The organism is uncultured Halopseudomonas sp. (assembly GCF_963977355.1).
Taxonomy (GTDB): Bacteria; Pseudomonadota; Gammaproteobacteria; order Pseudomonadales; family Pseudomonadaceae; genus Halopseudomonas.
This window is the reverse complement of record NZ_CAXBOV010000026.1, coordinates 33,778-57,245: the sequence shown is the minus strand read 5'-3', so window position 1 is coordinate 57,245 and position 23,468 is coordinate 33,778. Positions and strand designations below refer to the sequence as shown.

At 57.7% G+C, this 23,468-nt stretch carries 21 protein-coding genes, 1 pseudogene and 1 riboswitch; of the genes and pseudogenes, 13 read left to right on the top strand and 9 right to left on the bottom strand.

The annotated features are described in order from the left end of the window. Positions 1–79: 79 nt before the first annotated feature. The gene (hemJ, locus tag AAC076_RS14145) at positions 80–502 is read left to right on the top strand and encodes a protoporphyrinogen oxidase HemJ (protein WP_339846812.1); all 423 of its coding nucleotides are present in this window, start codon (positions 80–82) and stop codon (positions 500–502) included. On the opposite strand, the gene AAC076_RS14140 is transcribed toward hemJ, so the two are convergent. Further along, complete coding sequence (locus AAC076_RS14140; protein WP_339846810.1) at positions 499–1,977, bottom strand: AAA family ATPase; 1,479 nt, start codon at positions 1,975–1,977, stop codon at positions 499–501. The genes hemJ and AAC076_RS14140 overlap by 4 nt on opposite strands. 93 nt (positions 1,978–2,070) lie before the next feature. On the opposite strand from AAC076_RS14140, the gene AAC076_RS14135 reads away from it, so the two are divergent. Further along, entirely contained in the window at positions 2,071–2,409 is a 339-nt protein-coding gene (locus tag AAC076_RS14135) for a histidine triad nucleotide-binding protein (protein WP_339846808.1), read from the top strand. Between the two features lie 60 nt (positions 2,410–2,469). Then, complete coding sequence (gene coq7, locus AAC076_RS14130) at positions 2,470–3,117, top strand: 2-polyprenyl-3-methyl-6-methoxy-1,4-benzoquinone monooxygenase (RefSeq protein ID WP_339846806.1); 648 nt, start codon at positions 2,470–2,472, stop codon at positions 3,115–3,117. Between the two features lie 39 nt (positions 3,118–3,156). Here coq7 and AAC076_RS14125 read toward each other — a convergent pair whose 3' ends face one another. Then, on the bottom strand, positions 3,157–3,579 hold the full coding sequence (locus AAC076_RS14125) for an OsmC family protein (protein WP_339846805.1): 423 nt from the start codon (positions 3,577–3,579) through the stop codon (positions 3,157–3,159). A gap of 167 nt (positions 3,580–3,746) precedes the next feature. On the opposite strand from AAC076_RS14125, the gene crp reads away from it, so the two are divergent. From crp to AAC076_RS14110, 3 genes and pseudogenes are all read left to right on the top strand, one after another. Beyond that, the gene (gene crp / locus AAC076_RS14120; protein WP_339846803.1) at positions 3,747–4,391 is read left to right on the top strand and encodes a cAMP-activated global transcriptional regulator CRP; all 645 of its coding nucleotides are present in this window, start codon (positions 3,747–3,749) and stop codon (positions 4,389–4,391) included. 65 nt (positions 4,392–4,456) lie between these two features. Next, positions 4,457–5,838: pseudogene (locus AAC076_RS14115) on the top strand (adenosylmethionine--8-amino-7-oxononanoate transaminase); the annotation flags it as partial. Then, positions 5,812–6,534: a 16S rRNA (uracil(1498)-N(3))-methyltransferase gene (locus AAC076_RS14110; protein WP_339846828.1), complete on the top strand. Its 723-nt coding sequence runs from the start codon at positions 5,812–5,814 to the stop codon at positions 6,532–6,534. The pseudogene AAC076_RS14115 and the gene AAC076_RS14110, both read left to right, overlap by 27 nt. Positions 6,535–6,562: 28 nt before the next feature. Here AAC076_RS14110 and AAC076_RS14105 read toward each other — a convergent pair whose 3' ends face one another. Beyond that, positions 6,563–8,758 carry an EAL domain-containing protein gene (locus AAC076_RS14105; protein ID WP_339846801.1) on the bottom strand — a complete coding sequence of 732 codons (2,196 nt, stop codon included), beginning with the start codon at positions 8,756–8,758 and terminating at the stop codon, positions 6,563–6,565. A 199-nt stretch (positions 8,759–8,957) separates the two neighbouring features. Further along, positions 8,958–9,716, bottom strand: coding sequence for an alpha/beta fold hydrolase (locus tag AAC076_RS14100; protein ID WP_339846800.1), 759 nt, complete (start codon positions 9,714–9,716; stop codon positions 8,958–8,960). A 129-nt stretch (positions 9,717–9,845) separates the two neighbouring features. Between AAC076_RS14100 and AAC076_RS14095 the strand changes: the two genes are divergently transcribed. The 5 genes from AAC076_RS14095 to AAC076_RS14075 all read left to right on the top strand — a co-directional run bounded on the left by AAC076_RS14095 (position 9,846) and on the right by AAC076_RS14075 (position 16,002). Continuing rightward, a complete protein-coding gene (locus AAC076_RS14095) occupies positions 9,846–10,619 on the top strand; it encodes a sulfite exporter TauE/SafE family protein (RefSeq protein ID WP_339846799.1) in 774 nt (257 codons plus the stop codon). A 66-nt stretch (positions 10,620–10,685) separates the two neighbouring features. After that, positions 10,686–10,925, top strand: coding sequence for an exodeoxyribonuclease VII small subunit (locus AAC076_RS14090; protein ID WP_339846797.1), 240 nt, complete (start codon positions 10,686–10,688; stop codon positions 10,923–10,925). Continuing rightward, positions 10,922–11,809, top strand: coding sequence for a farnesyl diphosphate synthase (locus AAC076_RS14085; RefSeq protein ID WP_339846795.1), 888 nt, complete (start codon positions 10,922–10,924; stop codon positions 11,807–11,809). The genes AAC076_RS14090 and AAC076_RS14085 overlap by 4 nt, the downstream gene beginning before the upstream one ends. Positions 11,810–11,897: 88 nt before the next feature. Beyond that, on the top strand, positions 11,898–13,781 hold the full coding sequence (dxs, locus tag AAC076_RS14080; RefSeq protein ID WP_339846793.1) for a 1-deoxy-D-xylulose-5-phosphate synthase: 1,884 nt from the start codon (positions 11,898–11,900) through the stop codon (positions 13,779–13,781). A 49-nt stretch (positions 13,782–13,830) separates the two neighbouring features. Continuing rightward, positions 13,831–14,047: riboswitch (cobalamin riboswitch) on the top strand. Positions 14,048–14,187: 140 nt separating this feature from the next. Further along, the gene (locus tag AAC076_RS14075; RefSeq protein WP_339846791.1) at positions 14,188–16,002 is read left to right on the top strand and encodes a TonB-dependent receptor; all 1,815 of its coding nucleotides are present in this window, start codon (positions 14,188–14,190) and stop codon (positions 16,000–16,002) included. Positions 16,003–16,153: 151 nt separating this feature from the next. On the opposite strand, the gene AAC076_RS14070 is transcribed toward AAC076_RS14075, so the two are convergent. Next, the gene (locus AAC076_RS14070; protein ID WP_339846788.1) at positions 16,154–17,224 is read right to left on the bottom strand and encodes a helix-turn-helix domain-containing protein; all 1,071 of its coding nucleotides are present in this window, start codon (positions 17,222–17,224) and stop codon (positions 16,154–16,156) included. A gap of 290 nt (positions 17,225–17,514) precedes the next feature. On the opposite strand from AAC076_RS14070, the gene AAC076_RS14065 reads away from it, so the two are divergent. Both AAC076_RS14065 and AAC076_RS14060 read left to right on the top strand, forming a co-directional pair. After that, entirely contained in the window at positions 17,515–19,341 is a 1,827-nt protein-coding gene (locus tag AAC076_RS14065) for a DUF1302 domain-containing protein (protein ID WP_339846786.1), read from the top strand. 33 nt (positions 19,342–19,374) lie between these two features. Then, the gene (locus AAC076_RS14060; RefSeq protein WP_339846827.1) at positions 19,375–20,739 is read left to right on the top strand and encodes a DUF1329 domain-containing protein; all 1,365 of its coding nucleotides are present in this window, start codon (positions 19,375–19,377) and stop codon (positions 20,737–20,739) included. Positions 20,740–20,793: 54 nt separating this feature from the next. Here the strand turns inward: AAC076_RS14060 and AAC076_RS14055 are convergent, their stop codons facing one another. The 4 genes from AAC076_RS14055 to AAC076_RS14040 form a co-directional block, all read right to left on the bottom strand. Beyond that, a complete protein-coding gene (locus AAC076_RS14055) occupies positions 20,794–21,651 on the bottom strand; it encodes a cobalamin-binding protein (RefSeq protein ID WP_339846784.1) in 858 nt (285 codons plus the stop codon). Continuing rightward, positions 21,651–22,076, bottom strand: a complete 426-nt coding sequence (locus AAC076_RS14050; RefSeq protein WP_339846782.1) for a hypothetical protein — start codon at positions 22,074–22,076, stop codon at positions 21,651–21,653. The genes AAC076_RS14055 and AAC076_RS14050 overlap by 1 nt, the downstream gene beginning before the upstream one ends. Then, entirely contained in the window at positions 22,076–22,687 is a 612-nt protein-coding gene (gene ribA, locus AAC076_RS14045; RefSeq protein ID WP_339846779.1) for a GTP cyclohydrolase II, read from the bottom strand. The genes AAC076_RS14050 and ribA overlap by 1 nt, the downstream gene beginning before the upstream one ends. Positions 22,688–22,804: 117 nt before the next feature. Then, the gene (locus tag AAC076_RS14040) at positions 22,805–23,458 is read right to left on the bottom strand and encodes a TIGR02281 family clan AA aspartic protease (protein WP_339846777.1); all 654 of its coding nucleotides are present in this window, start codon (positions 23,456–23,458) and stop codon (positions 22,805–22,807) included. Positions 23,459–23,468 lie beyond the last annotated feature (10 nt).

Below are 23,468 nucleotides of genomic sequence, written 5' to 3'. Positions count from 1 at the left end.
TATCATAAAAGCGCTGGCGCAAATTACCAGCACTCACTGTCTCAAGTAGAGGCACCTGGCCATTCAAGAGGACTGCACTTTGTATCTGTGGATCAAAGCCTTTCACATCATTGCCGTCGTGACCTGGTTCGCCGGCCTCTTCTATCTTCCTCGCCTGTTCGTCTATCACGCGCAAAGCGAAGACAGCATCAGCAAGGAGCGTTTCAAGATCATGGAGCGCAAGCTCTATCGCGGCATCATGATGCCTTCCATGGTGGTAGCCATCGCATTGGGAATCTGGCTGGTGTGGCTCGTGCCAGCGTGGCTGAGCCAGGGCTGGCTGCATGCCAAGTTGGGCCTGGTAGCTGCCCTGCTGGTCTATCACTTCACCTGTGCCGGAATGCTCAAGCAGTTTGCTGCCGATCGCAACACGCGCTCCCATGTGTTCTACCGGTGGCTCAATGAAGCGCCCGTCCTGGTTCTGGTAGCTGTGGTCATTCTGGTAGCGGTAAAGCCATTTTAACCCGCCATCACAGCACGATCCCGGCCCCACGCCCGCAAGGCTTGCAAGCGTTCGGACATAACGACGGACAGCGGTGATGTCTGTGAAAACGAGTCCTGCAGGTGGGCGTCGGTTACACCCTGCCCGCGTGCCGAGGCCGCGTATACCGCGGCCACAACGGCCTGCTCGATCTCTGCGCCGGAAAAACCATCAGACGCCAGCGCCAGCGCCGGCATATCGAAGCCTTCGATATTCAGGCCGCGTTTTCGCAAATGGATGCGCAGAATATCTTCACGAACAGAGCTGTCGGGTAGATCAATAAAAAAGAGTTCATCCAGCCGACCCTTTCGAATCAACTCAGGCGGGAGCTGACTGACATCATTGGCCGTGGCAACCAGAAATACACGGCTCTTGCGCTCCGACATCCAGGTCAAAAGGGTCCCAAGCAGCCGTCGTGACACCCCTTGGTCGCCACCGTCGGGTGCCAGGCCTTTCTCAATCTCGTCGATCCAGAGTACGCACGGCTCCATGCAGTCAGCCATGTGTAATGCCTCGCGCAGGTTCTTCTCCGTCTCGCCTATGTACTTGTTGTACAGCGCAGCAAAGTCCAGGCGCAACAGAGGCAATCCCCAGACGCCGGCGACAGCCTTGGCTGCCAGGCTCTTCCCGGCTCCCTGCACCCCCACCAGCATTACCCCCTTGGGCGCATCCTCGATATGTGCGGCGCTGAGGAACGCTGTTTGGCGTTCCATTAACCAGCGCTTGAAATGCTGCAACCCACCCACCTCCGCAAAGTGGGCGGTATTCTGCTCAAAACTTAAAACCCCCTGCATATCCAACAGGCCGAATTTTGCCTTGTTCAAGGCCGGAACATCTTCCTGGGTAATAGCGCCATCATCGGTAATCAGCTTGCGAGCCAGACGTCGCGCTTCCTCGTGGGTAGTGCCACGCAGATTGCGCACGACCTGTTCCAGCGTGCGGTTGTCCGTACGCACCTTGAGACCTTTATTCTGCTCCGTCCAGGCTGCCGCCTCCTCCCGGATAATGGCTGACAACTGCTCATCAGAGGGCATGCTCAATTCCACGCGGGCAGCCAGCCTGCTCAACTCCGGCGCCAGCTTGACCTCGTGACTGACCAGCATGATGGTGGGAGCCTGCTGGTCCGTATTCATCGCTATGAGCTTGAGCAGCCGAACAACCCTGGGATTTTCCAGAAACGGGTGCAAATCGCAGAACACATAGATGGACTGCTGGTTGTCCTTGCGCACACATTGCAGTGCCTTCTCGGGATCACAGGTATCCACTTCCTCGATTTCTTCCCCAAAGCCGAGTCTTTGCAACCCGTCAACGTGGTCCCAGGTAAACCAGGTACGCGCCCGCTTGACCGCTAACGCCGCCATGGTTTCCAGGACTCGTTGCTCTTCCCAGCTTTCGGTGATGATCAACTTGACGCGGCTGTCGAGCAGCAGACCCAGATCATGTATGTCGTTTTTCACCAGCGAATCCTTTTGCAGCAGTTCGATGTGATGCCATTCTAGCGCCAGATGGTTACACTGGAAGCACTTTAGAGATCAGCCAAGGAGTAGTGCATGGACTGTCTGTTCTGCAAGATCGTTGAGGGCAAGATCCCTGCCAGCAAGATTTACGAAGATGACCAGGTTATCGCCTTCAATGACATCAACCCCCAGGCACCCGTACATTTTCTGGTTATCCCGAAGCGGCACATCGCCTGCATCAGCGACCTGACCAAGGACGACCGGGATCTGGTTGGCCATATGGTTTTTATTGCCCAACAGGTAGCTGCTGAGCAGGGTTGCGACAACGGCTTTCGCACCGTTTTCAATTGCAACCAGGATGGTGGTCAAACGGTCTACCATATTCACCTGCATGTACTGGGCAAGCGCCAGATGACATGGCCGCCAGGCTGATCCAGCACTGACTGGCGCCTTGTGGCGCCCTGTTCCGATTTCCTGCACAGGAGCGATTCAATGAATACACCCCGTCGATACAGTGCCCTGGATCGCCTGCTTACCCAGGCGGATCAGTCATTGCGAACATTGGTGCCAGGCGCAGCCCAGGCGAACCGTCCGTCTCCATCACAGCATATGCCCAATGTGCCGATGGACGAACACGAGCGCCAGCATATAGCCGGCCTGATGCGTATCAACCATACCGGTGAAGTCTGCGCTCAGGCGCTATACCAGGGGCAGGCGTTGACCGCCAAACTTCCGGATGTGCGTGCCAAGATGGAGCATGCCGCCGCCGAAGAGATTGATCATCTGGCCTGGTGCGAACAGCGACTGAAGGAACTGAAAAGCCAACCGAGCGTGTTCAACCCGCTGTTTTACGGCCTCTCATTTGGCATGGGCGCTGCAGCGGGACTGATCAGTGACCGAATCAGCCTGGGCTTCGTTGCGGCAACTGAGCAGTTGGTTGAGCGCCATCTTGATGATCATCTGTCCCAACTGCCGGAGGAAGATATCAAGTCACGGGCCATTCTCGAGCAGATGCGCATCGATGAAATTGAACATGGCGCGCAGGCACTAGAGGCAGGCGGCATGATCTTTCCAGAGCCGGTAAAAAAGGCCATGACCCTGCTTTCCGGATTCATGACCAAGGCAACCTATAAAATCTGATGCGCGGCACAGGGCGGGCCCGTGTAGCACGGGTCTCGCTCAATCTACCTCGACAATTTCGTAGTCATGGGTGATCTCTACACCCGCACGACCCAGCATGATCGACGCAGAGCAGTATTTTTCCGCTGACAACTCTACCGCACGCTTTACCTGCGCTTCCTTTAGCTGTTTGCCAGCCACCACGAAATGTACATGGATGCGGGTGAAAACCTTGGGCTCGGTCTCTGCGCGTTCGGCGTCGAGCGATACCTGTACATCGCGTATATCCTGCCGCGATTTTTTCAGAATGCTCACCACGTCGTAACTGGCACACCCGCCAAGACCGATCAGCACTGTTTCCATGGGACGCACGCCCATGTTTCTACCCCCGGCATCGGGTGGACCATCCATCACAATTGTATGGCCGCTGCCCGACTCTCCAAGGAACATGGCACCGTCCACCCACTTGATTTGCGCTTTCATCTATATCTCCGGCAGGACAATCTGAGGCCGTGCAGAATAACACAGGCTTTAACCACTGAGACGTACACTGGCCATCATCGCAAAAACTGGACATAATCACTTTTGGTCTCGATTTGAGGCTTCCACAATTGCTCCGGCAACACTGCTTCGCACGACAGGATAACTACATGGTCGTAAACGCCCTGACGCCCCGTATAAAGAACCTCGACAGCTATCTGGCACATTGTCATTTGCGCACTTTCAACGCCCGCAGCACGATCATTCATGCGGGCGATCATTCCGACAGTCTGTTCTATATCATCAAGGGCAGCGTCACTATCCTGATCGAAGACGAACAGGGTCGGGAGATGATTATTGCCTATCTTAACCAGGGCGATTTCTTCGGCGAAATGGGGCTGTTCGACGATGTTAAACCTCAGCAGGATCGTAGCGCCTGTGTACGCGCCAAGTGCGAATGTGAAGTAGCCGAAGTCAGCTATAGCAAGTTTCGCGAGTTGAGCCAGCAAGACCCGGATCTGTTTTATGCTGTCGGCCGGCAGATGGCGGAGCGCCTGCGCAACACGACTCGCAAGGTAGGCGATCTGGCCTTTCTCGACGTGACCGGCCGGGTCGCTCGCACCCTGCTGGACCTGTGCCGCCAACCCGATGCCATGACCCATCCCGATGGCATGCAGATCAAGGTCACTCGGCAGGAGCTGGGCCGTATCGTCGGATGCTCCCGGGAAATGGTTGGCCGTGTTCTCAAGACGCTTGAAGAGCAGGGTCTGATCAACGTCAAGGGCAAGACGATGGTGGTTTTTAACACGCGCTGAGACACTGCAGCCCGGAACCGGCTGAGGTACAATCGCCTCCTTATTCAAATCTCGGAGAGGCGATAATGGGCTTGAACAATCAATGGATGCAGCGCGACCTGTCTGTACTCTGGCACCCATGCACCCAGATGAAAGATCACGAACACATGCCGGTTATTCCGATCCAGCGTGGCGAGGGTGTATGGCTCCACGACTTCGAGGGCAATCGTTATCTGGATGCTGTCAGCTCCTGGTGGGTCAATATCTTTGGCCACGCCAACCCGCATATCAATCAACGGATCAAGGATCAGCTCGACAGTCTCGAGCATGTAATTCTCGCGGGTTTCAGCCATCAGCCAATCATCGAACTCTCCGAGCGCCTGGTTGATATCACCCCTGCACCGCTGACGCGTTGCTTCTATGCCGACAACGGCTCTTCCTGTATCGAAGTTGCGCTAAAGATGAGCTTTCACTACTGGCTCAATACTGGCAAACCACAGAAGAAACGCTTCATTACCCTCTCCAACAGTTACCACGGCGAGACGCTGGCCGCCTTGGCAGTTGGTGACGTGGCGCTGTACAAGGAAACTTATCAGCCCTTGTTGATGGAAGTGATTACCGTCCCGTCACCTGACTGTTACGACCGAGAAGAAGGCGCCAGCTGGGAGGAGCACAGCCGCAAGATGTTCGAACACATGGAGCGCGCCCTCGAGGAGAACCACGAAGAGGTTGCTGCGGTTATCGTAGAGCCGCTTATCCAGTGCGCTGGCGGCATGCGCATGTATCACCCGGTGTACCTGAAACTCCTGCGTGAAGCCTGCGATCGTTACGACGTGCATCTGATTCACGACGAAATTGCTGTCGGCTTTGGTCGGACCGGCAGCCTGTTTGCCTGCGAGCAAGCCGATATCAGCCCTGACTTTCTCTGTCTGTCCAAGGCCCTGACCGCTGGCTACCTGCCGATGGCGGTATGCATGACCACCGACAAGATGTACGAGGCGTTCTACGACGACTACGTGACCATGCGTGCATTCCTGCACTCGCACAGTTACACCGGCAATCCGCTGGCCTGCGCAGCTGCATTGGCGACGCTGGACCTGTTCGAGCAAAATAACGTGATAGAAGCCAACAAATCCCTGTCAGCGCACATGACCCGCGCCACCGCCCATTTCGCCGATCACCCGCACGTAGCTGAAGTTCGCCAGACCGGCATGGTACTGGCCATCGAGATGGTCCAGGACAAGGCGAACCGTACCCCCTACCCGTGGCAGGAACGGCGTGGCATCCGGGTATATGAGCACGCGTTGAAGCACGAAGCACTGCTGCGCCCGCTGGGCAGCGTGGTGTACTTCATGCCTCCCTATGTGATTACGCCGGATCAGATTGATCATCTGGCCAGTGTCGCCTATGAAGGCATACAACTGGCCACACGGGACTGACGATGCGGGTCTCACGCTTTCATCTGGATGCACCGCTGGAGGCCGGCGAGCATCAGCTCGAGGGTGACCTGGCGCACTACATAGGCCGGGTTCTGCGCCTCGCGCCGGGCGCTGCGATTCAGGTATTCAACGGCTCCGGGCACGAGTGGCCGGGCGAAGTCACCGCGGTAGCAAAGAAGCAGGTTACCGTTCGCCTTGAACCTGCGCAGCCGGGGTTGTCGGAATCGCCGCTGAAGGTGCATCTGGGCCAGGCAATGTCCCGCGGTGAACGCATGGACTGGGCGATTCAGAAAGCCGTTGAGTTGGGCGCGAGCGAGATCACCCCCCTGTTTACCGAGCGCTGCGAGGTAAAACTTCAGGGTGAGCGCGCTGACAAACGACAGGCACATTGGCAACAGATTGCGATCAGCGCCTGCGAGCAATGTGGACGCAGCGTGGTACCCAAGGTGCATCCACCCACTGCTCTGAATGTCTGGCTCGCAGATCTTCAGGCGGACCTCAAACTGGTATTGCACCACCGTACCGAGCAAAGCCTGGAAAGTCTGCAGCGACCAGATGAGCTCGCCCTGCTGATTGGTCCCGAGGGTGGGTTGAGCATTGAAGAGATTGAATGGGCACACCATAGCGGATTCAAGTCGGCCCGCTTCGGCCCGCGCGTGCTGCGCACCGAGACAGCGCCCGTTACTGCGCTTACGCTTGTCCAATATCTGTGGGGCGATCTCTAGGTATCGCTGCGAGGAGCTGCGCCGGCGGTCAACGACTGATCATCAGGTCCATAGCGGCTACGTCCAGTGGACGCGCCAGCAGGAATCCCTGACCAAACCGGCAGTTTTCGGCAAGCAAAAAATCCACCTGCTCGAGGGTTTCTATTCCCTCTGCCACAACATCCAAACCCAGTGTGGCGCTCAGACTGATGATCGCTCGACAAATAGCCTGCTGGGTGGGGTTGTCGTGGGCTTCAACCAGAAAACTCCGATCGAGCTTGATGATGTGAATCGGAAAGCGATTCAGATAGCCCAGCGAGCAGAAACCCGTACCAAAATCATCCAGGGCGATTCGCACTCCCATGGCAGCCAGCTCTCTGAGACTGGACACACTGTGCCCCTCGGCATCCACCAGCAGGCTCTCGGTAATTTCCAGCACCAGGGACGTTGATGGCAGCCCTGTCTGATCCAGAATTTCTCTGACCCTCTGGCTGAAGCCTGCCTCCCTGAGCTGCAAACCCGAGAGATTGACCGAGCAACGAAGATGCGGCGCCCCATTGTTCTGCCATAGAACGGCCTGCCTGCACGCCTGCTCCAGCACCCAATAGCCGACCGAAATGATCTCCCCTGACTCTTCCAGCACAGGAATGAAGCTGACGGGCGATACCGGCTCGCCGTCATGGCGCCAGCGAAGCAGAGCCTCCACGGCTACCGGCAAGCTGCCCTCAGGCGCAAACATGTCCATCACGGGCTGATAGACCAGGCTGAACTCATTGCGTTGCAGGGCCTGAAGCGCATCCGTTTCAAGGCGCAAACGACTACGAACCTCATCCTGCATACTCTGATCGAACAGATGATAACGGGCTTTACCATTTTCCTTGGCGCGGTATAACGCCAGGTCCGCTGCCTGCATCGCATGCTCGGGACTCTGTTGCGGACCCAGTGCCGTGATACCAATACTCGCGTTGACCACCAGGTAACGGTCGCCAAAACGCAGTGGTTCGCGGAGTGAGCTGAGAATTTTGCGTGCAATAGCTTCAGCGTCTTCAGGAACAGCCAGATCATCCAGGAGCACGACAAACTCGTCGCCACCGAAACGGGCAAGACAGTCCCCCACCCTGACGCAATCGCGCAACCTGTTCGCTACGTACCTGAGCACCTGATCGCCAGCGGCGTGACCAAGACTGTCGTTGATCAATTTGAAGCGATCCAGATCAATAAACAGAAGGGCAGCAAAACGGGCCCCGGGCCGGCCCTGGCGCAACAAAAGATCTTCAAGATAACGGTTGAAGCGCCTGCGATTGAGCAATCCAGTCAACTGATCATGCTTGGCTGCATGCTCGAGTTGCTTCTGGCTCCGGCGCTGTCGGCTGATGTCGGTCTGGGAGCCAGCCAGACGTCGCCGGCCCTGATGATCAATCTCGACTACGCCCCGAACCAGAACCCAAAGAAAGTCCTTTTTTGCCGTACGTATACGGTATTCGTGGTAAAGCGACGGAGCTCTACCCTCAAGATGGGAGTCGATTGCCTGGTGCAGCCCATCAAGGTCATCTTCATGAACCAGGGAAAACCAACCCGCGGACTGCTGACCTACAGCCTCAGCCGAAAAACCGAGCATGCTCGCCCACCAGTCGGAGACATAGAGCGTATCGGACTCCAAAGCCAACTCCCAGATTCCGTCGTTGGCACCGCGCAGTGCATGGCTGAAGCGGCTCTCACTGGCGACCAAGGCACTATTGGTTGCCGCCAGGTAAGCTTCTGCCGCGAGGGTCACGTCAAAGAAAACGATTTTCAGCAAACTCTGGAAGGATTCCAGAGCCAAAGGCTTATCAGCCCTGTCAGCGGTCACCATACCCTGGAGCATTTCGCTCAGGCAAAGCCGATAACTACCGAGGTACCAGCGCAGATCAACGCCCAGCTGTTCATGCACCCGGCCGATCAGAGCGCGATCTTTGAGATAGTCCGAATCGATTCTGGCGCGAAACAGCTCCTGATAATATTGCTGTTGTCGCTTCCTCAGACGAGTAACCGTCGCCTCGTCGCGAAGTATGGCCGCTGGGTCGGCAAACTGATCGAGGTGCTCATACAGTTTCATAACCGCGTTATTGATTAATGCGTCAGCCCTGTCCTGCCAGTCATTCAGGCGCTCCTGATCTTCCCGGGTCCATTGGATAAACCTGAGCCGTTCGGCCAACTCCGCAGCATCTATCTCCGGTGCAGACCCATCTTCTTTTCCTGAGTGCATGGCAACCACTCCCATGGCCCTGTCTATCAGCCTGGCAACGAAATATCCGCGACTGATAGCTTCTGGCTATTATCCGGGAGATGCTAGCAAGATAGTGGCAGTCACCTATTGACCCAGCTCAAGCAAAGCGCCCTGAGCTAACAGCTGGCTCTGCCCCGCAACGGGTTATAGCGCTCTCTCTATCCCGGAGAGTACGTTGCTATAGATAACGGGCCGCCCAGGCAACCAGCACGTTGGCAACATAAATCGCATCCTCTGCCCGGCTGAGCATGTGGTCGGCATCATCGAGTGAAATAAAGCTCTTGGGGTGCATCGCTGCCTGATAGATCGCTGCGGCCTCGGACACATCAACCAGTTCATCGACCGGCGAATGAAAGATGATCAATGCCTTGCGCAGGCTGTTGATATGGTCCGCCGAGTTCCAGTGTTCGAGATCATCCAGAAACTGTGCCTTGACCGTGAAGGGACGACCCGCGAGATCCACTTGCGCGTGACCAACGCTCCGTATTTCCTCCCTGTCGCCAGCCAAGAGGTGACGAACGTGGGTAGCGGTTGAGGGTGCGGCGATGGTGGCAACAGCCTCGACGCTATCCATTTGCTGTGCGGCAGCCAACACAGCAGCGCCGCCCAGACTGTGCCCTATCAGTAAACGCGGTGCCCTGTGATGCTTTTCCAGATAATCAGCCGCCGCCATCAGGTCCTGAATATTGGAGGAGAAGTTGGTGTTGGCAAACTCACCATCACTGCTCCCCAAACCTGTGAAATCAAAGCGCAATACGGCAACACCCTGATCCACGAGCTGCCGGGCAATTCGCGATGCCGCGGCACTGTCCTTACCGCAAGTAAAACAATGGGCAAACAGCGCCATGGCGGAATACTCGCCTGAGTCAGGCATTTCGAGCAAACCTGCCAGCGCGTGGCCCTGGGCGTTGGGAAATTCAAAACGGGTTCGTTGCATGGTTTCTCCCTTTTAGTGCCCCCAGTAAAGCACGTCATGAATTACGGACACGACTTTGTGCCCAACGCTTTGTCTTTCCGCGCCAGGGCACAGGTATAATGGGTAGTTAACCCTGAGAGCAGGCTCGGCATGGATATCTGGCATATTGCGCTGATCATCGGCGGCGGTTTCGCAGGAGGCGCGATGAATGCCCTGGCCGGCGGGGGGACTTTCTTCTCCTTCCCCGCTCTGTTGGCGGCAGGGATTGCGCCCGTTAGCGCCAACGCCACCAACGCTATCGCGCTCTGGCCGGCGAGTCTCTCGACCGCCTGGGCGTTACGTCGTGAATTACGCGCCCTGCCGCTACGCAGTTATCTTCTGCCTCTGACTGTGGCGGCGCTGGTCGGTGGCCTGGGGGGTGGGCTGCTGTTATTGCTGACCAGCGATCAGCTGTTCTACCGGCTGATTCCCTGGCTGCTATTACTCGCCACATTGCTGTTTACCTTCAGCAAATCCCTGGCAAGACTGGTCACCGGCCAGCACATGCTGAAAGAATCTCCCCGTCTTGGACCCGTTGGTTTCCTGTGCCAACTGCTGGTATCGCTGTACGGTGGTTTCTTCGGCGCCGGCATGGGCATCATGATGATCGCCAGCCTGGCCATTGCCGGCCGTACCCGGGTGGTGGAAATCAATGCGATCAAAAGCCTGCTTTCATCAGTCATTTACAGTGTCGCCACCTTGACCTTCATCATCGCAGGCGCAGTACACTGGCCGGCATTGCTGATCATGCTACCCGGCACGGTGGTTGGCGGCTACTGCGGTGGCCGGCTGGCCCGCTGGCTTCCGGACGCCTGGCTGAGGGCTTTGGTAATACTGGTTGGCTGGAGCCTGAGCCTGCTGTATTTCTATAAAGTTTATGGCTGATTGACCGCCCCACCACCCTTGTATAATGTTCAGCCGATTACGATTCGCCAGATAACCGAGGTAAGCATGGCCAAAAAGAAAACCGCCGTGGATTTCGAGCAGTCACTGGGTGCCTTGCAGGTACTGGTCGAGCGGCTGGAAAGTGGCGAGCTGAGCCTGGAGGAGTCGCTGACCGCATTCGAACAGGGAGTGGCACTGACTCGTGAGTGCCAGCAAGCGCTAAGCCAGGCCGAGCAGAAGGTCAGCCTGCTGACAGAGCAGCAGGGCCAGCCAAGCATCGAGCCCTTTGACGGGTCTACTGAATGACCGACTTCAACCTGTATCTGGGCCGTTGCCAGCATCGCATAGATGGCTACCTGAACAACCGGCTGCAAACTGATCAAATGGGCCTGGAACGCCTGTTCAACGCCATACGCTACAGCGTGACCAATGGCGGCAAACGTATACGCCCGATGCTCGCCTATGCCAGCTGCGAAGCATTGCACGGCGATACGGCGCAGGCTGATGTAGTCGCCGCCGCAGTCGAAATGATCCACGCCTATTCGCTGATTCATGATGACCTGCCCGCGATGGACAACGATGACTTGCGCAGGGGTAAGCCGACCTGTCACCGCGCCTTTGATGAAGCGACGGCAATTCTGGCCGGCGACGCGCTTCACGCGATGGCCTTCGACTGGCTTGCAGCAGCTCCGGAACATGAACCCACAGTGCGACTGCACATGATTCAGCTTTTGGCCGGTGCTGCTGGTCCAGCAGGCATGGTAGGTGGTCAGGCGATCGATCTGGGCGCCGTTGGCCAGACCCTGGATATCGCCAACCTGGAAATCATGCACAGACAGAAAACCGGGGCTTTGATCCGTGCCTCTGTGCAGTTGGGCGCTTTGGCCAGCGGCCACGCCAGCCAGGATCATCTGCAGGCACTGGGTAACTATGCTGACTGTATCGGCCTGGCTTTCCAGGTGCAGGACGATATTCTCGATATCGAAAGCGAGACCAGTGTGCTGGGTAAGCAGCAAGGCGCGGACATTGCCCGTGACAAGCCAACATATCCAGCCCTGCTGGGCCTGGAGGGTGCTCGTCAGCTTGCAACATTGCTGCGCGATCAGGCAGTCGACGCATTGCAGCCAATTGGTCACGCCAGCGAGAGACTCCAACAGCTCGCCAACTATATTGTGCAACGGAATTTCTGATCGGCCCGCAGTCTTGGGCTATCCGCCCGCATCGGTTAAACTGCCGTTTTAATTGTGCCCGTCGTCCCGGCACCCAGAGCTCTGTTTGATGCCAAGTACTTTCCACGAGATACCCCGCGAACGGCCTGACACCCCGCTGCTGGACAGCATTGATAGCACGGAACGCCTACGCGAGCTGGATGAAGATCTGCTACCGAGGCTGGCGGATGAACTGCGCGCCTATCTGCTCTGGACAGTCAGCCAGACCGGCGGGCATTTTGGCGCGGGCCTGGGTGTTATCGAGCTGACTATCGCCCTGCATTACACCTACCACACCCCAGAGGACCGCATTGTTTGGGATGTGGGTCATCAGGCCTATCCGCACAAGATATTGACCGGCCGCCGGGAGCAAATGAGTACCCTGCGCCAGAAGGACGGCCTGGCGGCATTCCCCCGTCGCAGCGAAAGCCCCTATGACACCTTCGGCGTTGGCCACTCCAGCACGTCCATAAGCGCAGCTCTGGGCATGGCCATAGCCGCTGGGCTGCAAGGTCTTGATAGGCGCACCGTGGCTGTTATTGGTGACGGCGCGCTGACCGCGGGCATGGCATTCGAGGCACTGAATCACGCCTCGGATGTGGAGGCTGACATGTTGGTGGTACTTAATGACAACGATATGTCGATTTCCCGCAACGTCGGCGGCCTGTCGAACTATCTGGCCAAAATTCTTTCCAGCCGCACCTACTCGCACATGCGTGAAGGCAGCAAGAAAGTCCTGGCAAAAATCCCCTCTGCCTGGGAACTGGCGCGCCGGACCGAGGAGCATGCCAAGGGTATGCTGGTCCAGGGGACGCTGTTCGAGGAGCTGGGCTGGAATTATATTGGCCCGATCGACGGCCATGATCTCCCGACCCTGATATCCACGCTGGGCAACATGCGCGAATTGAAGGGCCCGCAGTTTCTGCATGTGGTCACGCAGAAGGGCAAGGGCTTCTCGCCCGCCGAGGCCGATCCGATTGGCTACCATGCAATTACCAAGCTCGAGCCCAAGCGCACCCATAGCGGCGCGAGCAAACAGAAGTTTTCCAGCGTGTTCGGTCAATGGCTCTGCGACATGGCAGCCGAGGACGAACGGCTGATCGGCATTACTCCGGCCATGAAAGAAGGCTCGGACCTGATCGCTTTCAGCGAGCGCTACCCGCGGCGTTATTTCGACGTTGCCATTGCCGAACAACACGCAGTGACGCTTGCGGCTGGCATGGCCTGTGAGGGTGCCAAGCCCGTCGTGGCTATCTACTCGACCTTCCTGCAGCGGGCTTACGATCAGGTCATCCATGACGTCGCTGTACAGAATCTGGACGTGCTGTTCGCTATCGACAGGGCCGGACTGGTCGGGGAAGACGGCCCTACCCATGCCGGCAGTTTCGACCTGTCCTTCCTGCGCTGCCTGCCAAATATGTTGATCATGGCGCCCGCGGATGAAAACGAAACCCGGCAGATGCTGACGACCGGCTTCATGCACGACGGTCCTGCGGCCGTACGCTACCCACGCGGAACCGGCCCCGGCGTACCCATCGAGCCCGAACTTGAGGCCCTACCCATAGGCAAGGGCGTGCTCACCCGCGAAGGCGAAGGGGTAGCCATTCTCTGCTTCGGCACCCTGCATGCAAACGCCCTGGTGGCCGCCGAAGCATTGAATGCCAGCGTCGCCAACATGCGGTTCGTCAAGCCGCTGGATGTCGAACTGATCCGTCAGTTGGCAGGCAAGCATGGGTTACTGGTGACGCTGGAAGAGAACACCGTGATGGGCGGCGCGGGTAGCGCGGTAAGCGAGTGGCTGACAGCCGAGCGCATCAATGTACCGGTACTGCATCTGGGTTTACCCGATCGTTATGTCGAGCACGCCAAACCAGCGCAAATGCTGGCAGAGTGCGGACTGGACGCCCAGGGAATCGAGGCTGCGATTCGCCTGAGACTGTCCCAGAGCGACTGATTCACGCGAGCGAGCTTGACCCCGCAGCACATTCCCCCTAGAGTCCACCCCGCTTCCAGTCGCACTGGGTGCCCCACAGGCCAACAGGCCTTGGGGTGAAACGGGAAGTCGGTGCAACCCCGACGCTGCCCCCGCAACGGTAAAGGATCGCGAGCCGCCACCATCGGCTTGCAGGTAGTGCCATACAGCCACTGCGCTTCACGCGCGGGAAGGCGGCATCACTGATGACCTGAGCCCGGAGACCGGCCCTGTGCGAAGCAGAACCCCATGGCAGAATTGCCGGGGCCTGCATTGCTGAGGTGTCGCGGAGGGCGTCACCCGGCCAGTGCATGGCTGTCCCTTCGCTGTACCGACAGAATCTGCTGGCTTCTCGCCCTCCTCAAAAGCGTTTCTTTTGAGGCTCAACATGAACAGATTTTTATTACTTGTACCCACTCTGCTGGCATCCGGCATCGCCCTGGCCAACAGCGCAGTGGATCTTCCTGACACCGTCATTACAGCTTCCCGTCAGGCACAATCCCTTTCCAGTACGCCCGCAGCAACAACCATTTTTACCCGCGCCGATATCCAACGATTGCAGCCAAACTCGGTAGTCGATCTGCTAAGTCGCGTGCCTGGCGCATCAATCACAACCAATGGCGGCCAGGGCAGCCTGACGGCTCTGTCACTGCGCGGCACCGGCAGCACGCAGTCACTCATACTGGTGGACGGCCAGCGTATAGGTAGCGCTTCGGCCGGCCAGGCCAGTCTGGAGTTTCTCAACGTCGACCAGATTGAACGTATCGAAGTTATCCGCGGCCCCCGGTCCGCCGTATACGGCTCGGATGCGATTGGTGGCGTAGTTCAGATTTTCACACGACAGGGTAAGGCTGGCCTGAACCCCCGCGCCAGCTTTGGTGTTGGCAGCAACGATACCTACCGACGCCACGTTGGCTTGTCCGGCGGCGATGAGCGCACCCGCTTTGATCTGGGCGCCAGTCTGAATGAAACCGGCGGTTTTGATCGTACCCGCCATGAAACTGCCGGAGACCAGGATGACGACGCCTATCGCAACCGCGCTTTCAATGCCAGCCTGATTCACAGCTTTACCGATGACCTGGAAGCGGGTGTGCGCTTGCTCGAGCAGAGCGGGAATACCGAATACGATCTGTTTGGTAACCCCGAAGACGACTTCACCCTTAGCACCGTCGCTACGCATATGCAGTGGCAGGTCAACCCGCAGTGGACAACACGCCTGGAAGCTGGCCACGCAGAAGACAAGCGTGACAGCAATTATGATTTCTTCAATTTTACCTATAACACCTACCGTGACTCTGCGAGCTGGCTCAACACCTTGCAGCTGAACGAACAGCACAGCCTGCAAACCGGTCTGGACTGGCATGAAGATCGGTTGCGCAGCACCGGGAGTTTTATCGAGACCGAGCGTTTCAACCGCGCCGCATTCGTCCAGCACCGCTTTGCCAGCGAGCAGTTCCAGACAGAACTTGGCTGGCGGCACGACGACAACGAGCAGTTCGGTCGCGCCAATACGTTCAACGCAGCGCTGATCATCCCTGTAGCGGACAATCAACAACTGGTCGCCTCCTACGGCGAGGGTTTCCGTGCGCCTACGTTCAACGATCTTTACACCAGCTTTGGTGCCAACCCCAATCTGCAGCCGGAGCGTTCGAAAAGCTATGAGCTGCAATGGCGTGGTCAGCTTCAGGATCTTCAACTGCAAGCCGCCGCATTCCGCACGGATATAGATGACCTGATTCTGCTCGATCCGTTTTTTGTTGCGCAGAACATCAGCCGCGCACGGATCCATGGCCTGGAGCTCAGCGCCACAACCGAGCTGGCTGGCTGGCAAACCACGCTGGCGGCTACCTGGCTGGACCCACGTGACCGCAGCACAGGCAATCTGTTGCCACGCAGGCCCAAGCGTCTGCTGAGCGTGGATGCAGACAAACAGTGGGGTGCATTGGGTATCGGTTTCAGTGTGATGGCCAACAGTGAGCGCTACAATGATCCGGCCAATCAACAGAAGTTGGCCGGATATGGCCTCGTAGAAGCGCGCGCCCACTGGATCATGACTGAAGCGGTGCGCTGGAATCTGAAAGTCGGCAACCTGCTGGACAAGGACTATAGTCTGGCCAACTACAACACCAACGGACAGACCTATTCTTACCGTGAGAACGATCTGAACGCACAGCTTTCAGTCAGCTGGACGCCGGAGTTCTGATCAGGCGTTACTCGCTGCCTTCGCTCCGGCGACGGCAGCTCTGACTAAGGATGCTCGACAATCGGGTCGCACATTCCAGCCGCCCTGCATAACACCAGGAATACCTCGACTGGTACCCGGCCGCCTCGGCGGGAAATGGCGTGACCCGCGCTCAAGCGAGCCGCCGCAATGGCGACTCGACGTGCCTGTGCACGGACACCGACGAGCTCTGGGGTAATCTGCGCCGATAGTCGCTGGGGCTAATACCGGTCCAGCGGCGAAAGGCACGGGTGAAACTGCTTGGGTCGAGAAAGCCGACCTCATAGGAAATCGCCGTCAGTGACTTGCGCGTATCGGCCAGAAGTCGCAGGGCCTCCTCACGGCGCGCCTGATCGAGCAATTGCTCATAAGTCGTGTTGTGCTGACGCAACAGCCGACGCAGGTGCCTGGGACTGACCTTCAACGGCTCGGCAATGTCCTGTTCGGTCAAATGACCACTACCCAGCCGCAAAACAATATCCCGCCGCACCCGATCAACCACATCGCTGGCCGGCATGCTGGCGATAAAGCCCTGCAGCGCACCGGCCATCCCACCCAACAATGCCGGCGTTGTTCCCGGGAGGGCCAGCTGCATCCAGTCGGCCGGAAACAGCAACCCGTATGCATTGCCATGACGGCAATCGGCACACCATTCCAACCGTCGGTAATTCACCCGCTCTGGCGCTGGAGAAATAAGCGACAGGCCCGCCTGGGCGTGTTCGGTGCCACTGACAAAGCGCTGCAACAGCCGTGCTACCAACCCCAGCAATGCCTCCTGTTGCTGCACATGGGGTTTTCCTCGAGGATGTAGCAGCAGCATGATGCGATTGGTCGAGCGCAGCTGTTCCAGGCGGGCCTGAGTGCTCAGCAAAGAAAAAAACCGCACTAGATGCCCAACGGCCGTACCCAGATCGGCACTGGCTGCGCCTGTCAGCTCAAGCATCTGCAAGGGCACAGGCAACACCGCCCCTCGAGCGCAACGCATACCCAGCAAAGTGTCACCGCTCAGGGTTTGGGCCTCCTCCCAGAACAGGCTGCAGCTGGCCTGGTCTATTGACTCCGCCCCCTGACATTGTGCCAGCAAGCGGGACGCCACCGGGGAACAGGACAGCGACTGGCCGTAAGAAGCCAGGCCCTGCTCTATAACGCCAATCCATTCCATGCGCTCGCGGGGTTCGTCCCCGACATCGTGTTGAATGTTCATCCGCTCTCCTTGCAACTAGATCATGGTCAAGCTCGGCAACAATCTAATATCTACAGAGCACTCTGTTATGCAGAGTAGGATAGCGTAGAAGAATAGACAAATTGATCTCCCAATTGCCCCCGGACCTCTCAGGACCGCAACTGAGGTCCCCCTCGGCCGGGTCCGATCAAGCGACCGCATGCACACTACCCAGACGTGAAAGAGCCCCTCGAAGCGGCCTTTCCCTTCTGCATACTCGCCATCCAGGCAAAGGTGCGGGTACTACAGGGTTACAACCAAGGAGCAGCACAATGACAAAAACAATCCCTGCATGGGCGCTGGCCGCCTTGCCACTGGCGATCGGTCTGGCCAGTTTTAGCGGCTCATCCAACGCAGTTGGTTTCAACATCGGCGAAGTGCGCGGTCAGTTCGACTCGCAGCTTTCCATTGGCGCCAGCATGTCGACCGCGGACGCCGAGAAAGACTATATCCACTTCGCTACGTCTGTTGATGGCGTTGACCAGAACGGCCAGGCATTGGCGCGTACTTCAGACGACAACCGTCTGAACTACGAAAGTGGCGACTTCTTTTCCAAGATCTTCAAGGGGTCGCATGACCTGCAGCTGTCCTACGGCGACTCCGGTGCTTTCTTCCGTGGCAAGTACTGGTACGACTTTGCTATTGAGGATGATGGTGTCAATTTCTACGAAGACGGCATCGAACAGGACGGTCGTAATCCCCTGCAGAAAGGTGCAGGCGTGGCATTGCTTGATGCCTTCGTTTATCACAACTACACCATCGGCAATAACCCCGGCAACGTACGTTTGGGTCGTCAGGTCGTCAGCTGGGGGGAAAGCACCTTTATCGGTAACTCGATCAACTCGATCAACCCCATCGACGTTGCTGCATTCCGTCGTCCCGGCGCCGAGTTGAAAGAAGGTTTGATGCCGGTCGAAATGCTGTATTTCTCCCAGGGTCTGACCGACAACCTGACCATGGAAGCGTTCTACCAGCTCAAGTGGCATCCGTTCATTCTGGATAACTGCGGCACCTTCTTCGGCGGCGATACCGTTGCCAAGGGTTGCAATGATCGCTTGGTCGTTTCAGGCGCCGACCTGCCCCAGGGTGATCCGGAGCTGGCCACCGGCGGTTTTGGTATCGCCGGCATCGCCGATTACATCGTACGCTCTGAAAAAGACCGCGACGCGAGTGACGACGGCCAGTTCGGTGTCGCTTTCCGTTACTACGCAGCAGCACTTAACGATACCGAGTTCGGCTTCTACGCCATGAATTATCACAGCCGCACGCCAACCTTCAACAACCGTTTTGCCGGGTTGCTGACAGGTCAGGGCGGTCCGGTTGTCGGTATTGATGGCGTTCCTGGTGCTGCTGGCTACTTCTTCGACTATCCGGAAGATATCCGTCTGTATGGCATGAGCTTCGCGACGATGGTTGGGCCGGCTTCGGTAGGGGGTGAAATCAGCTACCGTCCGAACATGCCAATGAATCTGAACACATCCGACATGAGCCGGACTGCGCTGTTGAACTCGGACAACATTCATCGCGGCGTAACTTACTCACCGGGTGACGTGATCGAGGGTTCTGACCGCAAGGAATACATCCAGGGTCAGATGACCGTGATTCACTTCATCGAGCGCGTACTGGGCGCCAGCCGGCTTGCCCTGGCAGGCGAAGTAGGCGTGGGCCACATCGGTGGTATCAGCAATGCGCCGGGTGAAACCAAATACGGGCGTGACTCCGTGTTCGGTCAGAGCCCGTTTGCCGACGGCACCTGTTCTTCGCAGGGTGACGCGGCCAACTCTGACAAAGTCAATTCCTGGTGCGAGACTGACGGCTTCTTCACAGACTTCTCCTGGGGCTACCGTGCTCGCGCGTCCCTTGCATACAGCAACGTGTTTGCGGGCGTTAACCTTACGCCCAACATTGCCTGGTCCCATGACGTAGAAGGTTATGGCCCGAGCTTTCAGGAAGGCAACAAGACTATCAGCATAGGCCTGAACGCCGATTACGCTAACAAGTACGAAGCCAGCCTGAGCTACACCAACTATTTTGGCGGCAAGTACAACATGAACGTTGACCGCGACTTCGCGTCCGTCAGCGTCGGCATGAACTTCTAAGACAGGCAACTGGAGATAAAAATAATGATGCAGATGCAAAAAACGCTACTGGGTGCCGGTGGTCTGGCTTTGAGCCTAATGGCAACCAGCGTCCTGGCCCAGAGCCTGACGCAAGCCGAAATCGATAAACTGGGTAACGAGCTGACTCCGGTTGGCGCGGAGCGATCTGGTAATGCTGGCGGCACCATTCCCGAATGGACAGGTGGTCTGGGCCCGGACGCAGGTAGGATTGTTGATGATAACTTCCAGTCCAACCCCTATGCTGACGAGCAGCCCGAGTTCGTGATCACGGCCCAGAACTATCAGCAGTACAGCGAGAACCTGACCCCTGGTCAGATTGCGATGTTCGAACGCTATCCGGAAACCTTCCAGATGTCGGTCTATCAGACGCACCGTTCAATCGGTTACCCGCAGGCTGTCTACGACCAGGTCAAGCGCACAGCTGGCCAGGCCAAACTGGTTAACGGCGGCGACGGTATCGACAACTTCTCCCACGGCACCTTTGCCTTCCCGATTCCAGAATCGGGTGTGGAAGTGGTCTGGAACCACAACACTCGCTACCGCGTGAACATCAAGCGCTGGTACATGCAGGCCATGCCGCAGACCAACGGTTCCTACACCCTCATCAAGCTGGAGGAGGAAGTGGGCTACCCGCAGCTGATGGATGATGTCGACGAGTCGACCATCCCCAACACCCTGCTGTTCTTCAAGCAGCGTGTAAACGCACCTTCGCGTCTGGCAGGTAACGTACTGCTGGTACACGATACCCTGGATCAGTTGAAAGAGCCGCGTATGGCTTGGGTTTACAACGCCGGTCAGCGTCGCGTACGCCGTGCACCGCAGGTAGCGTATGACGGTCCGGGTACGGCTTCGGATGGTATGCGTACGTCTGACAACTTCGCCATGTATAACGGTGCACCTGACCGTTATGACTGGAAAATGGTGGGCAAGAAGGAAGTATTCATTCCGTACAACAGCTACAAGATGACTCAGCGCGATGTGAGTTATGACGACGTACTGAAAGCCGGTCACATCAACCCCGAACACACCCGCTTCGAGCTGCACCGCGTTTGGGAAGTCCAGGGTAACGTGAAGGACGGTCAACGCCACATCTACGCCCAGCGTAACTTCTTCATGGACGAAGATTCGTGGATGATCACCCTGGCTGACCATTACGATGGTCGTGGCACGCTCTGGCGCGTAGGTGAAGGACACATCGCCCACAACTACGTGGAGAAGTTCCCGGGTTACGCCATCGAAACGCTGTATGACCTGCTGGCCGGTCGTTACATCGCCCTGGGCATGTACACAGAAGAAGTCTCTGCCCCCCAGTTCGGCTTCGAGCCCAGCTACAATCAGTTCACCCCGGCAGCCCTGCGCGCGGCTGGAGTCCGTTAAATCAAGGTACAGGTGTCAGCGTGACGTCTTTAGGGTGCCTTCGGGTGCCCCTTTTTATCGGGAGCCGCTCATTGTCTTTTCTGCAGCATTGCTCCAGACCAGGTTACACAACCCCTCCAGGCCCTCAGCCAGCTGCGGTGTCGGCTTCACCAGGCTGTCGCCGTCCAGGCTTTTCAAACCGTTGTTGCGCACCGCGCGCATTTGCGGGAACTGGCGCCAACGCTGCAACCAGGGATTGGCTTGCGCTGGCTCGTCCGCGAACACAATAATCAGATCGGGGTCGGCAGCAATCACGCTTTCACGCCCTACCTGCGGTGCGAGAACAGACAGCTCACCGAATATGTTGCGGGCACCACAGTGGCGCAGCGCATCGCCGATCAGCTGTTGGTCGCTTACGGTGTAAAGAGGATTGTCCCAAAGCTGCACGAAAACCCGCGGTGCGTCGTCGTTTATAGGGCGCTGCAGGCGCACAAGGGCCTGCTCGAAGTCGACCGCCAATTGCTCAGCCCGGCCGGAAACTCCGAGCAAAAGTCCCAGCTCACGGGTCATGCCTGCAATATCGGCTAGACGTTGCGGATCAAACCGTTCTACCTGCAAGCCCCAGTTCTCGAGCTGAGCAAGCAACTGGGGGTCGTTACCTGATGTCCAGGCCAGCACAAGATCGGGCTTCTGGGAGAGAATCAGCTCTCTGGAAAGAGTTTGATAACCGCCCACGCGCTTCACGGAGTCGAGTTTTTCATCCAGCAAGCCATCATCCAGAACACCTACCAGGCGATCGGAAACATCAAGCTGGACCAGCATATCGGTGAGAAACGGAGCAAGGCTGACGATACGCTGCGCCTCACCACCACTAGCGCTGGCCTGTCCGCTAGCCAGCCACAGGCAAACCAGCGCAGCCAGCCAGCGGCGCATTACTTCACCCAGGCAGCGGGCGGACGGTAAAGCAGCATGACGCCCATGCTGGCGAGCACCAGGAGGATCAGCGGAATGGTTTCGGAAGTGCAGACATAATGCAGCATGCCGACCCATGCAGGCAGTTTGGCGTTGAGCAAACCCAGTAACTGCTCCCTGTGCAGGGTTACCCAGGCATCGGCTGCTTCGGGGGCTTCACCCAGGCGATCAGCCTCGATCAAGGCGGCCTTGTAGCGGCGAAAACGCCACAGCGAGAGAAACAGTGTGGCCAAGCCCAAAACAAACAGCCAGATGGCACCGTTTTCCCACGCGCCAGGCTGGTCTTTCAACAACCAGGCCAGGGCTATGGGCAGGCAAAGCGTAACAATGCTCTGCATCCGCCAGTTACGCTGCAGGGCGCGCCAATGTTGGGTGGGATCGAACATTATTCTTTCTCCTCCTGATGCATCTGCCCCAGCATATGGCCAAGCTTGCCGGCCTTGGTTGCCAGGTACTTGCTGTTGTGGGGATTAAGGCCGAACTCCAGGGGCAGGCGCTCGGTTACCCTCAGGCCGTAACCCTCCAGGGCCTTGACCTTGCGAGGATTATTGGTCAGCAGACGCAGGCTGGATATACCCAGATGCTTGAGCATCGGCTCGCATATCCCGTAATCGCGCTGATCTGCACCAAATCCAAGCAGCTCGTTGGCCTCGACCGTATCCGCACCTCCGTCCTGCAGGTGATAGGCCCTGACCTTGTTCATTAATCCAATGCCTCGACCTTCCTGACGCAGATACAAAAGCGCGCCTCGGCCCTCTTCAGCGATGGCCTGAAGTGCGGCTTCCAATTGGAAGCCGCAATCACAGCGCAAACTGAACAGCGCGTCGCCTGTCAGGCATTCGGAGTGCAGGCGACCCAGCACAGGTTTGCCATCGGCAACGTCGCCCATGGTCAGAACGACGTGTTCCTTGCCAGTTTCCGGTTCGAGGAAGCCGTGCATGGTGAAGGTGCCCCAGCGGGTCGGTAACTTGCATGACGCAACAAAGGTGACTGACACACCAGGCTCCTGTCCGGTTGTTGCAATAAAGGGCCGCTATATTATCAGGAGAACGGCCATGCCGCGATGAATAGAGGCTCGGCGAATGTGACGTCATGTAGCCGGCGGACCCGGAAATCAGTGGCGACTCTCCAGAAGCAGGGTGTCACCGTTGTCGATCATGCGCACCCTGCTCAGATAACTGTTACCCAGCAGGACCTCTGTGGGGAAGGCGCCCTCCAGAACCACACCCTCGACATTGGTCAGCTCAATGTCACCGACCTTCACTCTGTCCAGCATGACCCGGAAGCCCTCCACCTGAGCACTGGCCGTACTGGCCATGATGGGCACTCCGTCCAATCGGTAATCGATACCCAGGCGATCGGCCTGAAACGAGCTCATCGCCACACTCGTTGCGCCGGTATCCAGCATGAACTGCACGTTCTGACCATTGATTGAACCGACGATACGAAAATGACCACCGCCGGTGCGGCCAATAGTTACCTGCTTGCGCTCCACAGCGGCGAAACCGTCGGTGTAGTCGCGCTGCAGGGAAAGCTGGCGGGTCTGACCATTGATCCGCAATGTGGCGGTACGGCTGTCTGAGGCAAGCAGTTCGACGCCCTGAGGCCCCGGCTTGCCGATTCGCAACATGTGTCGCTGGCCGTCGATGTTGACCACGGCTGCACCCGAAAACAGCCCGACAACCCTTACGCTCGGCTCGGCGCTGGCGATGCCAGCAGCCAGGCACAGGGCCAGGACCAGACATGCAATGACTTCTTTCCTTGGCATTGGCATTCTC

Bases quoted from the DNA above. Each gene is read 5' to 3' on its own strand.
- AAC076_RS14050 (WP_339846782.1), bottom strand. From the start codon at position 22,076: ATGTTCGATCCCACCCAACATTGGCGCGCCCTGCAGCGTAACTGGCGG.
- AAC076_RS14095 (WP_339846799.1), top strand. From the start codon at position 9,846: ATGGATATCTGGCATATTGCGCTGATCATCGGCGGCGGTTTCGCAGGA.
- AAC076_RS14090 (WP_339846797.1), top strand. From the start codon at position 10,686: ATGGCCAAAAAGAAAACCGCCGTGGATTTCGAGCAGTCACTGGGTGCC.
- AAC076_RS14040 (WP_339846777.1), bottom strand. From the start codon at position 23,458: ATGCCAAGGAAAGAAGTCATTGCATGTCTGGTCCTGGCCCTGTGCCTG.
- AAC076_RS14135 (WP_339846808.1), top strand. From the start codon at position 2,071: ATGGACTGTCTGTTCTGCAAGATCGTTGAGGGCAAGATCCCTGCCAGC.
- AAC076_RS14055 (WP_339846784.1), bottom strand. From the start codon at position 21,651: ATGCGCCGCTGGCTGGCTGCGCTGGTTTGCCTGTGGCTGGCTAGCGGA.
- AAC076_RS14075 (WP_339846791.1), top strand. From the start codon at position 14,188: ATGAACAGATTTTTATTACTTGTACCCACTCTGCTGGCATCCGGCATC.
- AAC076_RS14070 (WP_339846788.1), bottom strand. From the start codon at position 17,224: ATGAACATTCAACACGATGTCGGGGACGAACCCCGCGAGCGCATGGAA.
- AAC076_RS14065 (WP_339846786.1), top strand. From the start codon at position 17,515: ATGACAAAAACAATCCCTGCATGGGCGCTGGCCGCCTTGCCACTGGCG.
- coq7 (WP_339846806.1), top strand. From the start codon at position 2,470: ATGAATACACCCCGTCGATACAGTGCCCTGGATCGCCTGCTTACCCAG.
- crp (WP_339846803.1), top strand. From the start codon at position 3,747: ATGGTCGTAAACGCCCTGACGCCCCGTATAAAGAACCTCGACAGCTAT.
- AAC076_RS14100 (WP_339846800.1), bottom strand. From the start codon at position 9,716: ATGCAACGAACCCGTTTTGAATTTCCCAACGCCCAGGGCCACGCGCTG.
- AAC076_RS14060 (WP_339846827.1), top strand. From the start codon at position 19,375: ATGCAAAAAACGCTACTGGGTGCCGGTGGTCTGGCTTTGAGCCTAATG.
- AAC076_RS14125 (WP_339846805.1), bottom strand. From the start codon at position 3,579: ATGAAAGCGCAAATCAAGTGGGTGGACGGTGCCATGTTCCTTGGAGAG.
- AAC076_RS14105 (WP_339846801.1), bottom strand. From the start codon at position 8,758: ATGCACTCAGGAAAAGAAGATGGGTCTGCACCGGAGATAGATGCTGCG.
- AAC076_RS14110 (WP_339846828.1), top strand. From the start codon at position 5,812: ATGCGGGTCTCACGCTTTCATCTGGATGCACCGCTGGAGGCCGGCGAG.
- dxs (WP_339846793.1), top strand. From the start codon at position 11,898: ATGCCAAGTACTTTCCACGAGATACCCCGCGAACGGCCTGACACCCCG.
- AAC076_RS14085 (WP_339846795.1), top strand. From the start codon at position 10,922: ATGACCGACTTCAACCTGTATCTGGGCCGTTGCCAGCATCGCATAGAT.